This window comes from Pseudaquabacterium terrae (genome assembly GCF_013266755.1).
Classification (GTDB): domain Bacteria; phylum Pseudomonadota; class Gammaproteobacteria; order Burkholderiales; family Burkholderiaceae_C; genus Pseudaquabacterium; species Pseudaquabacterium terrae.
This window is the reverse complement of record NZ_JABRWJ010000012.1, coordinates 21,327-34,775: the sequence shown is the minus strand read 5'-3', so window position 1 is coordinate 34,775 and position 13,449 is coordinate 21,327. Positions and strand designations below refer to the sequence as shown.

Here is a 13,449-nt window from a genome sequence, read left to right as displayed (position 1 = left end):
CCCGGTGGTTGCGCGCGCGGCAGCGACACCGCGGGCGTTCGGGATTATTCCGGTCTCAGGCCGCCGCCGCCAGCGCCTGTTCCAGGTCGTCCAGCACCTCGTCCAGCCGCTGCAGCGGCCGCGCCAGCGCGGTGAAGCGCGGCCCGCGCGGCTCGACCAGGTGGCGCCGCGGATCGTCGAGCGCCGCATCGTCCAGCGCCAGGCCGTGGCGCGCCAGCATTGCGCCGATCGAGCTGCGGCGCGAGCGCAGGTCTTCGCGCGTCTTCTGGTAGGCGTGCTCGGCCAGCTCGCGGCGCTGCGAGTAGCTGAGGATGTTGGCGAGGAACATGTCCGGGTCGCGCTGGTCGGGCTCGAACAGCACGATGTCGGTGTCCGGGTGCGAAGCCTCGTAGCCCTTCAGCCCGAGCTCGAGCCGCGAATGGATCAGCGTGCGGAAGGTCTGCGACAGCACCAGCGGCAGCCCGCCCTGCACGATCTGCGGAATGCGGCCGTTGGCGCCGAGCACGCGGTGGCGCGGCGCATGCGTCGCATCGAAGGGCACCAGCGGGTTCAGGCACAGCAGCAGGTCCAGCCCCTGGTCGAGCAGCACGCGCGCATGCAGCGTCTTCTTCAGCGCGCCGTCGACATACCAGCGCCCGCCGATGGCCACCGGCGGGAAGAGCCCCGGCAGCGCCGCGCTGGCGGCCACCGCGCGCGAGATCGGCACGTGGTCCCAGCCCGGCTGGCCGAAGGGCGCGGCCTCGCCGCTGTCCAGGTCGGTGGCGACCAGCACGACGCGCTGCTTCAGCTGCCGGAAGTCGTTGCTGCGGCCCGCGGCGGAGAACACCTCGCGCAGCCGCGCTTCGAGCGGCGCGTGGCTGAAGAGCCCGGTCGGCAGCGCGCGGCCGAGCCGCTCGATCGTCGCGATGAACGAGCGCCGGCCGAGCGCGAGCTGCCAGCCGGCCTGCGTCGCCAGCAGCGGCAGCGAGACCAGCCGCGCCAGCAGCTCGCCGACGGCGGGCCGCACGAAGAGCGTCGGGCTGACGATGTCGGCGGCGACGGCGGGGTCGTTCTCGATGAAGGAGGCGCACAGCATGCGCGGGCGCATGCCGTTGGCCAGCGCGGCGGCGATGAAGCTGCCGGAGGAGACGCCGACATAACCGTCGAGGTCGGTGAAGTCGAGGCCGGGGATGGCTTCTTCCAGCGCGCACAGCGCGCCGACTTCCCAGGTGGCGCCGAGCGGTCCGCCGCCGGCCATGGCCAGGCCGACGCGGGAACGCCCGCGGGCGGGGCGATGAAAAAAGGGCGCCGCAGCGCCCTTCGTCTTGCGCATCGAGTGCTACCGCAAGGAAAGCGGGTTACTCGGCGGCGGCCGTCGTGGCGGCGGCCTTGCGCGCCACGCGGCGCTTGGCGGCCGGCTTGGTCACGCCGTTGGCTTCCGGCGCAGCGGCCTTGCGCGCTGCGCGCGGGGCCTTGGCGGCGGCCTTCGGCGCGCGGGCCGCCTTCGGCGCCTCGACCTTGCCGCCCAGCTTGGCGACCGCGGCGGCCAGTGCATCGACACGCTCGGTCAGCGCGGCCACGTCCTTGGCGGTCGGCACGCCCAGCTTGTTCATCGCGCGGGCGGTGCGCTCTTCGAAGATGGTCTCGAGCTTGTCCCACTGGGCGTTGGCCTTGCCGCCGACTTCACCGGCCATCGCGCTCATCTTGCCGGCGACGTCGCCGAGCTTCTCGCTGGCCACGGCCTGGGTCTTGCGATGCAGGCTCTGGCCTTCCTTCATCAGCGTCTCGAACACCTTGGTGCCTTCGCCCTGGGCCTTCGCGAAGGCGCCGAGGCCCGCGAGCCAGATCTGCTGGGCCGAAGCCTTGATGGTGTTGGCGAGCTGGCTGTCGAGCAGGCCGGCCGGCGACGCAGCCTTCTTGTCCGCCATCTTCTGGAGCTTCTTGACCATGGTGTTTCCTTCGAGTGGGTTGTGCGCGGCAGTGTAGGCAGCGACTATCGAGGTGACAGCCTAATTCGCTAGGGCGCCAGCCCTAGAGGCGTGCCGGGCCTACAGCAGCTCTTCGGGCACCAGCGGGCTCAGCAGCCACAGCTTGAAGCGCAGCCACAGGGAGCTGTCGGGCTCCTCGTTCAGCACCATGTCGCCTTCTTCGTCGGTGCCCAGCCATTCGAGGCCCGAGCCGTCGGCCTTGAAGCGCACGCGGTAGGCGCTTTGCAGCCGGTCGAGGTCGATCACGCGCTGCAGCTCGCGGGCCAGCGCGGGGCTGTCGATCACCGCGCCGAGCTCGGTGTTGATGGTCGCCGAGCGCGGATCGAAATTCATCGAGCCGATGAAGGACACGCGCTTGTCGACCACCGCCAGCTTGGCGTGCAGCCGCCCCAGGCTCTCGCCGAAGTGGAACAGCCGCTTGTTGCGCTTGACGCGCTGGCTCGACAGCTCGTACAGCTCGACGCCCAGGCGCAGCATCTCGGGCCGGTAGCGGCTGTAGCCCAGGTGCACCAGCGGCTCGTCGGTGGCGCCGAGCGAATTGGTCATCACGCTGAGCTTGACGCCGCGCTTGCGCAGCTCGCGGATGAATTCCATGCCCGCCGCGCCGGGGATGAAATACGGCGACGAGATCACCACCTCGCTCTTGGCCTGCTTCATCGCCTCGATCACGTTGTAGGTCACGCTGGTCTCGAGCAACTCGCCGCCGACCGAGCCGTCGAAGGGCTTGTCCGGATGGTCGGCGAAGACGTAGCCCTCGCCCCAGATCAGCCCGAGCCGGCCGTCCTCGAGGTCGTCGCCGATCGGCCCGTAGCCGAGGATGTCGTTCGGCGGCAGCGGCGCCAGCGGGCGCATCTTCTGCAGGCCGGTGATGTCGTCGAAGTACGCGCGCAGCGCAGGTGCATCCATCGACGCGCGGGCGACCGCCTCGTAGGGGTACACCGCGTCGCTGTTCCAGTAGCGATCGAACAGCGCCGCCAGCGGCTCGATCATCTTGCCGACGACGAAGGCATCGAGGTCGACGAAGTTGTCGCTCTCGCCGCGCAGGTAGTACTCGTTGGCGATGTTGCGCCCGCCGATCACCGCGGCGATGCCGTCGGCGACGAAGAGCTTGTTGTGCATGCGGTGGTTGACGCGGCCCCAGTCGCCGAACGAGGCGAGGAAGCGGGTCGTGCTGCCCGAGCCGCGCGCGCAGCAGAAGGGGTTGAACAGGCGCAGCTGCACGTTCGGGTGCGCGGCGAGGGCGAGGAACAGATCGTCGTGGCCGCCGGTGTAGAAGTCATCCAGCAGCAGCCGCACGCGCACGCCGCGCAGCGCCGCATCGCGCAGCGCGCGCAGCAGCGCGCGGCCGGTCTCGTCACCTTCGAAGTGGTAGTACTGCACGTCCAGCGACACCTCGGCGCGGCGCGCCAGCTGCAGGCGCGTGTCGAACGAGAACGAACCCAGCGGCAGCAGCCGGAAGCCCGAATGCGCGTCCGGCCCCGGCGTGGAGTTGGCGACGATCTTCGACAGCGTGGTCGTCGGCGACGCGGGAATGGCCTCGCTGGCGATCTTGTCGCGCTCGATGATCGGCAGCGGCGTGGCGCAGCCGGCGAGCAGGGCGATCAGCAGCGGCAGCAGCAGGCGCAGCAGCGGGGCGGGCAGGGCGGCGAATGAGCGCATGGTGAGCCTGGTGCGGGGTCCGGGTGGATTCTCGCCACGATCCATGACCTCGTGCAGTCGCATTCACCCCGTGGTTCGCGCGGCCGCACAATGCCTTGCATGCCCAGTACGCGCGCTGACCGCCGGCGGATGCTGATGCGCCTGGGCGCAGCGCTGGCCGTGCCGGCTGTCGGCGGTGCGGTGCGCGCCGCGCCGGTGATCGTCGAGCTGCAGGGCGGCGGTGCCCGGCTCGAGCTGCAGTTCGCCGAAGGCTTCGACGCCGCGCTGCGGCAGCGCGCGCGGGTCTGGGTCGAGCGGTCGGTGGCGGCGATCGTCGGCTACTTCGGCCGTTTTCCGGTGCCCGATGTCGAGCTGCTGATGCAGCCGGTGGCCGGCGGCGGCGTGCGCGGCGGCACTGCCTTCAGCCACCCGGCGCCGTACGTGCGGCTGCGCCTGGGCGTCGACACCAGCAGCGCGCAGTTCGACGACGACTGGGTGCTGGTGCACGAGATGGTGCACCTGGGCGTGCCGCGCGTGCCGCGGCGCCAGAGCTGGCTGCACGAGGGGCTGGCGACCTACGTCGAGGGCATCGCGCGCACGCGCGCCGGGCAGATGTCAGCGGCGACGCTGTGGCACGCGATGCAACGCGACATGCCGCAAGGCCAGCCGCAGGGCGGCGACGAAGGCCTCGACCACACGCCGACCTGGGGCCGCACCTACTGGGGCGGCGCGCTGTTCTGCCTGCTGGCCGACGTGCAGATCCGCCGCCGCAGCGGCGCGAGGCTGGGCCTGGAACATGCGCTGCGCGGCGTGCTGGCCGCCGGCGGGAGCTATGCGGTGGCCTGGCCGCTGCCGCGCATCCTGGAAGTCGGCGATGCGGCGATCGGGCAGACCACGCTGGCCGAGCTGTACGCGCTGACCAAGGATTGCCCGGCGCCGATCGACCTGGCCGCGCTGTGGGCCGACCTGGGGGTCGTCGAGCGCGGCGGCACGGTCGAGCTGCGCGGCGATGCGCCGCTGGCCGCGGTGCGGCGGGCGATCGCCGGCTGAAGTCCTGCTCAAGGCCTGGGACGCGCTGGCGCAGGCCGTGCGGCGCTAGACACCGACCGACCGGAGCACCCACCGGCCGAGGGGCCCCCGGCCGCTTCCCGCGGCCGTCGGCGCGGCGCATGATGCGCTTCGCGCCGCCATGCCGTCCGACACGCTCGCCGTTCACGCCGCCCAGCCGCTGGCGGGCACGGACATCGTTGCCTTCACGCTGGGCATGATCGCGCTGATGCAGGCGGTGCTGTGGTGGCGCGAGCGCGAGCCCGGCATGCTGTGGCTGGCAGCGGCCTTCACGTTGAACGTGGTGCTGTCGCATTTCGACAGCGCGCTGCTGCCGACCGGGTCGGGCCCGAACAAGACCTACCTGCTGATCAACTACGCGGTGCACGGCTGCTACGCGTTCGGGCTGGTCAGCTTCCTCGGCGTTGCGGCGGCGTGGCGACCGCGCGTGCTGGCGCTGTGCCTCGCGCCGCTGGCGGGTGCCGGCGCCGCGGTGCTCGCCGGCATCGCGCTGCCGCGGCTGCTGTCGATCCTGCCGATGATCTGGGCCGGCGTGTGCTTCTTCGGCCTGTGCCTGTGGGCGATGCGGCGCGAGCCGCGCGCCGGCCACGGCTTTCTCGTCATCGGCGCGGCGGTCGGGCCGGTCTACGTGGTGTGGATGGGCGCGGTCGGTGCCGACCCGTTCCTGATCCGCTACTACGGCTGGCCGGCGGTGATCAGCTTCGGCATCGTGCTGCTGGTCGTCGGGCTGACGCGGCGCCAGCGCGCGCTGCGCGATTCGGAACGCCGCGCCGTGCGGGCGCGCGATTTCTACGAGGCCTTGTCGCGCACCATGCACGCCAGCGCGCGCGCCGGCGATGCCGAGGCGCTGTACCGCGAGGTGTGCACGATCTGCGTCGACACCGCGCGTGCCTCGCTGGCCTGGATCGGCGAGGCGCGCGGCGGCCGGCTCTGGCCGGTCGCCTGGGCCGGCCCGGGCGACGCCTACCTGAAGGACTTCTCGCTCAGCCTCGACCCGGCATCGCCGGATGCCGTCGGCCCGATCCCGATCGCGATGCTCAGCGGCGAGCCCTTCATCGCCAACGACCTCCTGGTGGCGCTGGCACCCACGCCCTGGCAGCAGCGCGCGCGCCGCTTCCAGATGCGCGCGGCCGCCTTCTTCCCGCTGCGCCGCGGCGGTGCGGCGGTCGGCGTGCTGTGCGTCTACGTGCCCGAGGCGGGCTTCTTCGACGACTCGCTGGTGCGCCTGCTCGGCGAGATGGCCACCGAGATCTCGTCGGCGCTGGACGGCCTGGAGCGCGAGACCGCGCGCGTCGCCGCGGTGCGCGCGGCCGAAGTGGGCCATGAGCACTTCCGCCGCGTCTTCAATGCCGCGCCGGTGTCGGTGTCGATCGCCACGGTGGCCGGCTCCTACCTGCGGGCGGTCAACGACACCTGCTGCGCGCGTTACGGCTACACGCGCGACGAGTTGCTCGGCCGGCAGATGAACCAGCTGGGCATCGGCATGTCGGCCGAGGATCGCGAGCGCGGCCTGGCGCTGCTGGCCGAGCGGGGCGTGATCCACAACCAGCTGGTCGTGGTGCGGGTGCGCTCGGGCGCGTTGCGGCACGTGCTGATGAACGCCGAGCCGATCGAGTTCGAAGGCGAAGCCTGCGTGTTGAACGTCAACGTCGACATCACCGAGCGCCTGCATGCCGAGCAGGCGCTGCGCGAACGCGAGCAGCAGCTGGCCGGCATCGTCGATGGCGCGATGGACGCGATCATCAGCGTCGACGAGCAGCAGCAGGTGCTGCTGTTCAACCGCGCGGCGGCGCTGCTGTTCGGGCTGCCGGCTGAAGCAGCGATCGGCGCGCCGCTGTCGCGTTTCCTGGTCGAGCCGCTGCCGCCGGCGCCCGACAGCGGCGCCGCGCGTTTCACCTTGCAGGCGCGTGATGCCGCGGGCGCGACCTTCCCCGTCGAAGCCTCGGTGGCGCATCGGGTGCAGGACGATCGGCGCCTGGCCACGGTGATGCTGCGCGATCTGCGCCAGCAGCGCGAGGCCGAGGCCGCGCGTCGTGCGCAGCAGGAGGCCGAGACCGCCAACCGCGCGAAGACCGACTTCCTGTCGCGCATGAGCCACGAGCTGCGCACGCCGCTGAACGCGGTGCTCGGCTTCTCGCAGCTGCTGCAGGCCAGCGCCGCCGACCGTCTGGACGATGTGGAGCGCCACCAGCTCGACCTGGTGTTCCTGGCCGCCGCGCAGCTGCGCGCGCTGATCGACGACGTGCTCGACCTCTCGCGCGTCGAGGCCGGACGGCTGGCGATCGTGTTGAAGGACGCAAAGGTCGATGACCTGCTCGAAGGCGTGCTGCGCATGAGCTCGCTCGCCGCGCAGCAGCGCCAGGTGCGCCTGGTCGCCGACACCACCGACGCGCCGCCGCGGCTGCGCACCGATCCGATCCGCCTGCGCCAGGTGCTGCTGAACCTGGTCTCCAACGGCATCAAGTACAACCGCAGCGGTGGCACGGTGCGCATCGGCGTGCGGCGCGGCGAGCACCGGGTGCACATCGAGGTCGCCGACGACGGCCTGGGCATGAGCCCGCGGCAGCTGGCCGGCCTGTTCGAGCCCTTCAACCGGCTCGGCCGCGAGCACGGGCAGATCGAAGGCAGCGGCATCGGCCTGGCGCTGACGCGGCAACTGATCCAGCTGATGGGCGGCGAGATCGACGTGACGAGCCGCGAGGGCGAGGGCACGACCGTGCGCGTGAGCCTGCCGTGGGAGCCGCCCGCGCCCGCCCGCGCCGAGCACGAGCGCGCGTGGCACCCGACCGAGGCCGGGGCCCTGCCTGGCGACGCCGCCGCACGCCAGGCAACCGGCAACGACGCCGAGCCCGCCGGCGTGGTGCTGTACATCGAGGACAACGCGGTCAATGCGCTGCTGGTGGAGCAGTTGCTGAAGCGCTGGCCGCGTGTCAGCGTTGCGCACGCGGCCGATGGTGCCAGCGGCCTGGAACGCGCGCGCGCGCTGCAGCCCGACCTGGTGCTGCTGGACATGCACCTGCCCGACCTGGATGGCGCCGAGGTACTGGGGCGGCTGCGCGCCGACGACAGCACGCGCGCGCTGACGGTGATCGCGCTGTCGGCCAGTGCGATGCCCGAGGAGCAGGCCGCCGCGCGCGCCGCCGGCGCCGTGGCGTACTGGACCAAGCCGCTGGACTTCGCGCAGTTCCTGAGCTGCATCGGGCAACTGCTGCAGCCCCAGCACGCGCCGCTCGACGCCTGAGCATTCACCGGCTGCCGCGGCAACCTGGGGTTACCGCGCAACGGTCCGCGCCGGGCTTTGCCTAAGATCGGCCGAGAATCGCACGCCCCGGCCGCGCCTGAAAAAGCGGCCCCATCCCACGCCTTGGAGGAGTCCATGCACTATTTCGTCACCGGCGCCACTGGTTTCATCGGCAAGCGCCTCGTCAAGGCGTTGTTGGCCCGGCGCGGCTCGACGGTGTCTTTCCTGGTCCGCGCAGGCAGCGAGGGCAAGCTCGCCGACCTGTACAAGTTCTGGGGTGCCAACAAGACGCGGGCCATCCCCGTCACCGGTGACCTGACCGCCAAGAAGCTCGGCGTCGCCGCCGACGACATCAAGGCGCTGAAGGGTCAGGTCGACGGTGTTTACCACCTGGCCGCGGTGTACGACCTGTCGGCCGACGAAGAAAGCCAGATCCAGGTCAACATCGAGGGCACGCGCAACATGTGCGAGTTCGCGAAGGCCATCGACGCGAAGCACGTGCACCACGTCTCGTCGATCGCCGCCGCCGGCCTCTACGAAGGCGTGTTCCGCGAGGACATGTTCGAGGAAGCCGAAGGCCTCGACCACCCGTACTTCATGACCAAGCACGAGAGCGAGAAGGTCGTGCGCAAGGAGTGCAAGGTGCCGTGGACGGTGTACCGCCCGGCGATGGTGGTCGGCGACTCGACCACCGGCGAGATGGACAAGATCGACGGCCCGTACTACTTCTTCAAGGTGATCCAGCGCATGCGCCAGCTGCTGCCGCCGTGGATGCCGGCGGTGGGCCTGGAAGGCGGGCGCGTCAACATCGTGCCGGTCGATTTCGTCGTCGCCGCGCTCGACCACATCTCGCACACCGTCAAGGACCTGAAGGGCAAGTGCTATCACCTGGTCGACCCGGTGGGCTACCGCGTCGGCGACGTGCTGGACATCTTCAGCAAGGCCGCGCATGCGCCGAAGATGAACCTCTTCGTCAATGCCGCGCTGCTCGGCTTCATTCCGAAGAGCGTCAAGAAGGGATTGATGGCGCTGGCGCCGGTGCGGCGCGTGTACCACGCGGTGATGAAGGACATCGGCGTGCCCGAGGACATGATGAACTTCGTCAATTACCCGACGAGGTTCGACTGCCGCGAAACGCTGAAGGCGCTGGACGGCTCCGGCATTGCCTGCCCCAACCTCAACGACTACGCCTGGCGCCTGTGGGACTACTGGGAACGCCACCTCGACCCGGACCTGTTCATCGACCGCAGCCTGAAGGGCGCCGTCGGCGGCAAGGTGGTGCTGGTGACCGGCGGCTCATCGGGCATCGGCCTGGCGGCGGCGAAGAAGTTTGCCGAGGCCGGCGCCATCACCATCATCTGCGCGCGCGGCGAAGACAAGCTGGCCGATGCGGTGAAGGAGATCAAGGACTTCGCCGGCAAGGACGCCAAGGTCTTCAGCTACTCCGTCGACATCGCCGACGAAGTGGGCTGCCGCGAATTCTGCAAGACGCTCGAAGAAGAGCACGGCGGCGTCGACGTGCTGATCAACAACGCCGGCCGCTCGATCCGCCGCGCGATCGAGAACAGCTACGAGCGCTTCCACGACTTCCAGCGCACGATGGACCTGAACTACTTCGGCTGCCTGCGCATCACGATGGGCCTGCTGCCGGGCATGGTGAAGAAGCACAAGGGGCACGTGGTCAACATCAGCTCGATCGGCGTGCTGACGAATGCGCCGCGGTTCTCGGCGTATGTGGCCTCGAAGGCGGCGCTCGACGCCTGGACGCGCTGCGCATCGAGTGAGTTCTCGGACCAGGGCATTACGTTCACGACGATCAACATGCCGCTGGTGCGCACGCCGATGATCGCGCCGACGAAGATCTACAACAACGTGCCGACCTTGGCGCCGGAAGAGGCGGCGGACATGATTGCCGAGGCGTGTGTCTACAAGCCGGTGCGGATTGCGACGCGGCTGGGGATCACCGGTCAATTGCTGCATGCGCTGGCGCCGCGGGTGGCGCAGATCGTGATGAACACGACGTTCAGGATGTTCCCGGATTCGGAGGCGGCGAAGGGGGAGAAGGGGGACAAGCCGAAGTTGTCGGCTGAAGCCATGGCGCTGCAGCAGATGATGAAAGGCATCCATTTCTGACAGGAGCCGGACGCGCGTTCGCGCGTCGGCCCTGTGGTGCGCGTTCGACGCGACAGCGCTGGCGCGCTGCGCGTCAACTTGCACAGGCCCGCGCGTACGCGCGGGCTGCGGCGCTGGCGCGCCTGAGGGCCAAGTGGCACGCGTAGGAATCGTCGAATGCTCACCGGCCGACGCGATGAGTTCCGGAGCCTACAACCTGTGTCCGGTGAAGCGTTGCAGAGCGCCGGTCGACTGGTGCTGCATATCTGCCCTTGAGTGGGTGAGTTGGACCCAGGAGGATCCTTCGCCGGTCAAGGCTGGGTGACCGCTCAGCAACGTTGCGGCCAGTGGCCATCGGAAGGCGTACTCACGCTGGCTGGCATCAAGCGGTCACTGGGATCGGCGACCGCGAGCGTCTTGAATGTCAGCTGTACGAGGTACATCCGCCGTAGGGCTCACCCGGTGCAGTCCGCGCCAGTCCGATGACTGCTTCCCTTCAGCTCGAACTCGCAGTACCGACCCATAGCGGCTGCACAGACACTCGGACAGCGGCCCTTCACCTGGTGAGCCAAGCCGGCTAAGATTCCGGTACGCGGACATAGTCATTGGCGACTCTTGGCGGCGGAAGCCAATGTGTGGCTAGGCTTGCGCATCTGCGCTGATGCCAAGAGTACGTTATGCGTCACATACACTCACCGCACTCGTCCTAGGCCGCCCATCATGAAGGTCTTCGTAAGCTGGTCCGGCGAGCTCGCGCAAGACATCGCGGGTGCCCTCAGCGTTTGGCTGAAGCGCGTCAACCAGCGTGTCGACTGCTTCTTCTCGCCTGAACACATCCATAGCGGCAGGCGGTGGTCCACTACAGTGGCGTCTGAGCTAGAGAGTTGCTCGTTCGGCATACTTTGCTTGACGCGCCAAAACATGCGCTCGCCATGGATTCACTTTGAGGCAGGAGCTTTGTCGAAGTCGGTGGAGGAGGGGCGCGTATGCCCGATCGTGTTTGACGGCGATACGAGTGACATTGAGGGCCCACTATCACAGTTTCAGGCAATCACATTTGGCGCAAGTGGAGTGAAGAAGCTCGTCAAAGACATCAACGGCGCGATGGAAAAGGAGTCCTTGCCAGAGACTTTCCTCTGGTCGGAATTTGAGGATCGATGGCCAAGTCTTGAGAGAGACATTCAGAGAATTCTTGCAACACATAGATCATCGGTTGGTGGCGCTCACGAGCCGACGGCGCGGGAACTTCTCGTTGAAATTCACTCTGCAGTTGTGGGCGTCTCGAACGGAATGGCCTCTCGAAGTCGAACAGGCCTCCATTTAGGCGAAGCAATTGCGCTTAGCAGCTGCCTTGAGGCGCTCGGCGAAATCGAAAATGCGCTCCGATCCCGCAATGATGCCGACCTTCTGCTAGTCCTTCGCCGCCTGTACGCTCCTCTTCGCTCCTTGTTCGACGGCGTGGAGATCACTGGACAATCCGCCGCAGGCATTGAAGCCACCTTCAATCGTTTGGACCAACTACTGGCCGGTGCGCCGTGAACAGCCAAGAGAGCGTGCTCCGGCGCCGAGACCCATCCAAATGAGTGACGTTCTCCGTCAAGCCATTGACGATCGGGTGCGCGATGCGCTTGGTCGCATGGACTCACTTGGACATGGGCTGAACTTCCAACAGACCGATGCTGCAACGGTCCTGTCGGATGGTCTCGCCCAGCACCTTTCGTCCGTTCGACGTTGGTCTAGGCAAGGAGGATCCCCAATTGACCTTCGGCCTAGTGGGTTTCGCAGGAACTGGATCGCTCCTGCATTCTTTCGGGTAGACCATTACGACTCGGTGTCGCTAGGAGCTCATCGGGCAACCATCTCCTTTGAGCAGCTTCTCCTCCTGTCTCATGAAGAGCACATTGTTGTGCTTGGCCCACCGGGCTCCGGGAAGACAACTCTGCTCAAAGCGATCGCTGGAATACTTCTTGACCGAGTTGAAAATAGATCGAAGCAAGTACCACTGCCGCTCTATGTTCCATTGCGCACAGTGTCGACGCTTGCCCCGCCTCGGGGATTGCTTGTTGCCGCAGTCGAACAAGCGCTCTTGCTCAATGAGCGGCTTGGCAAGCAAGCCACCGCGTTTCCCTTGTTGAGGTTCCTGGATCTACTTGGCGTAAGCCTTCTGTTCGACGGAATTGATGAAATTCCCTTTGCGACTGGTATTGATGCGGCGTGGGGTGAAGCAGTGCAGTTGTTGGGCACTCTCAAGCACTCACGAGCATTGATAACTCATCGCACGGCTTTGATGCCTCGGATGAGAATTCCGGCGGCCACCTTCGAGATCGCGCCGTTCGGTATGGACGCCGTTCGTCAGCTCGCCTTGGCGGAGCTTGGCGATGAGCGAACCGCAGGCAGATTTGTTGTCGGTCTGACGAATTCGCCGTATGCAGACGTCGCCACGAGTCCATTGATGCTCACTCTGCTCCTGGGCGTCTTTACGCGGTTTGGAGAGCTTCCAAACAGGGGGCTTGATGTCTATCGACGCATGGTGTCCCTTTCGCTCAACGAGTGGGACGAGATGCGAGGCATTCGGCGCGAACACTCGGCTCGACTTTCAAGCGACCAACTGCATGGCCTTCTCTCTCATGTGGCGTTCGAGTCCACATCTCGTGGCTACTCCAACTTCTCAGAAGAACGGCTAGCTAGCTGGATCAAGCTTCACCCCAATCAAATAGTTAGCTCCGACTCTGGCGTTTCGATGGCCATTGACATCTTGCTCGGAGGGGGACTGCTCTTTAGGACAGGAACTGATTCAATCAGCTTTGCCCACAAGTCGATTCAGGAGTTCCTTTGTGCTGAATACATCGTGCGGCTTCCGTTGGCTCGTAGCGCCAAGTGGGCAACGAGGCTGCCGTCCGAGATGGCACTCGTCATTGGACTAAGCAGCGATCCAACCTCCTACTTCTGCGAGCTTGTGTTGAACAAGTATGTCGCAGACGACTGTCCGCCGGAGGCGGCTGCGAGGCTTGTTCATCGCCTCCGACTTGAGGGTGTTGCGATTCTGAGCAATAGTGATTCGATATTGGCTGCGGCGCTCCTGCTGATCCGTACGGAGTCAAGGGCGCCCCTTGAACTGCTCGCGCCGCCACCTAGCGCTCAGGTGTCGGCCGAGGCGGTTCTTTCCTACTACTCTCCTTCTCGGTCAACACAGAACGAAGTACAACTCCACCGAAGCAAGACACATCAGCGCCATCCGCTTCCAGAATCCATTTCCGTCTCAATGGCAGCATGGAGCGCTCTCACGGAAGCTGTCCCCCTCGCGCGCGGTGACGCCTAACCCCTTTCTCGCCGCGGGCGGCCCAGCTCGAATGCTAGGACGCACGGCCGGCCCAACATTGAAGTACCACTATCACGGGCACTGAGGGTCGGCTTTGGGGTCAC

8 protein-coding genes are annotated in these 13,449 nt (G+C 67.4%); 5 read left to right on the top strand and 3 right to left on the bottom strand.

Annotated elements, in window-relative coordinates:
• Window positions 1–55 precede the first annotated feature (55 nt).
• From HLB44_RS31145 to HLB44_RS31135, 3 genes are all read right to left on the bottom strand, one after another.
• The gene (locus tag HLB44_RS31145) at window positions 56–1,312 is read right to left on the bottom strand and encodes a patatin-like phospholipase family protein (protein WP_173132666.1); all 1,257 of its coding nucleotides are present in this window, start codon (window positions 1,310–1,312) and stop codon (window positions 56–58) included.
• Between the two features lie 25 nt (window positions 1,313–1,337).
• On the bottom strand, window positions 1,338–1,928 hold the full coding sequence (locus tag HLB44_RS31140) for a phasin family protein (protein WP_173132663.1): 591 nt from the start codon (window positions 1,926–1,928) through the stop codon (window positions 1,338–1,340).
• Window positions 1,929–2,027: 99 nt separating this feature from the next.
• Window positions 2,028–3,626 carry a phospholipase D family protein gene (locus HLB44_RS31135; RefSeq protein ID WP_173132662.1) on the bottom strand — a complete coding sequence of 533 codons (1,599 nt, stop codon included), beginning with the start codon at window positions 3,624–3,626 and terminating at the stop codon, window positions 2,028–2,030.
• A gap of 99 nt (window positions 3,627–3,725) precedes the next feature.
• Between HLB44_RS31135 and HLB44_RS31130 the strand changes: the two genes are divergently transcribed.
• From HLB44_RS31130 to HLB44_RS31110, 5 genes are all read left to right on the top strand, one after another.
• Window positions 3,726–4,655: a gluzincin family metallopeptidase gene (locus HLB44_RS31130; RefSeq protein WP_173132660.1), complete on the top strand. Its 930-nt coding sequence runs from the start codon at window positions 3,726–3,728 to the stop codon at window positions 4,653–4,655.
• A gap of 139 nt (window positions 4,656–4,794) precedes the next feature.
• On the top strand, window positions 4,795–7,914 hold the full coding sequence (locus HLB44_RS31125; protein ID WP_173132658.1) for an ATP-binding protein: 3,120 nt from the start codon (window positions 4,795–4,797) through the stop codon (window positions 7,912–7,914).
• A gap of 135 nt (window positions 7,915–8,049) precedes the next feature.
• Window positions 8,050–10,047 (top strand): SDR family oxidoreductase, encoded by a 1,998-nt coding sequence (locus tag HLB44_RS31120; protein ID WP_173132656.1) that lies wholly within the window; start codon window positions 8,050–8,052, stop codon window positions 10,045–10,047.
• Between the two features lie 699 nt (window positions 10,048–10,746).
• On the top strand, window positions 10,747–11,565 hold the full coding sequence (locus HLB44_RS31115) for a toll/interleukin-1 receptor domain-containing protein (RefSeq protein WP_173132654.1): 819 nt from the start codon (window positions 10,747–10,749) through the stop codon (window positions 11,563–11,565).
• Between the two features lie 40 nt (window positions 11,566–11,605).
• Window positions 11,606–13,345 carry an NACHT domain-containing protein gene (locus tag HLB44_RS31110; protein ID WP_173132651.1) on the top strand — a complete coding sequence of 580 codons (1,740 nt, stop codon included), beginning with the start codon at window positions 11,606–11,608 and terminating at the stop codon, window positions 13,343–13,345.
• The last annotated feature ends 104 nt before the right edge of the window (window positions 13,346–13,449 follow it).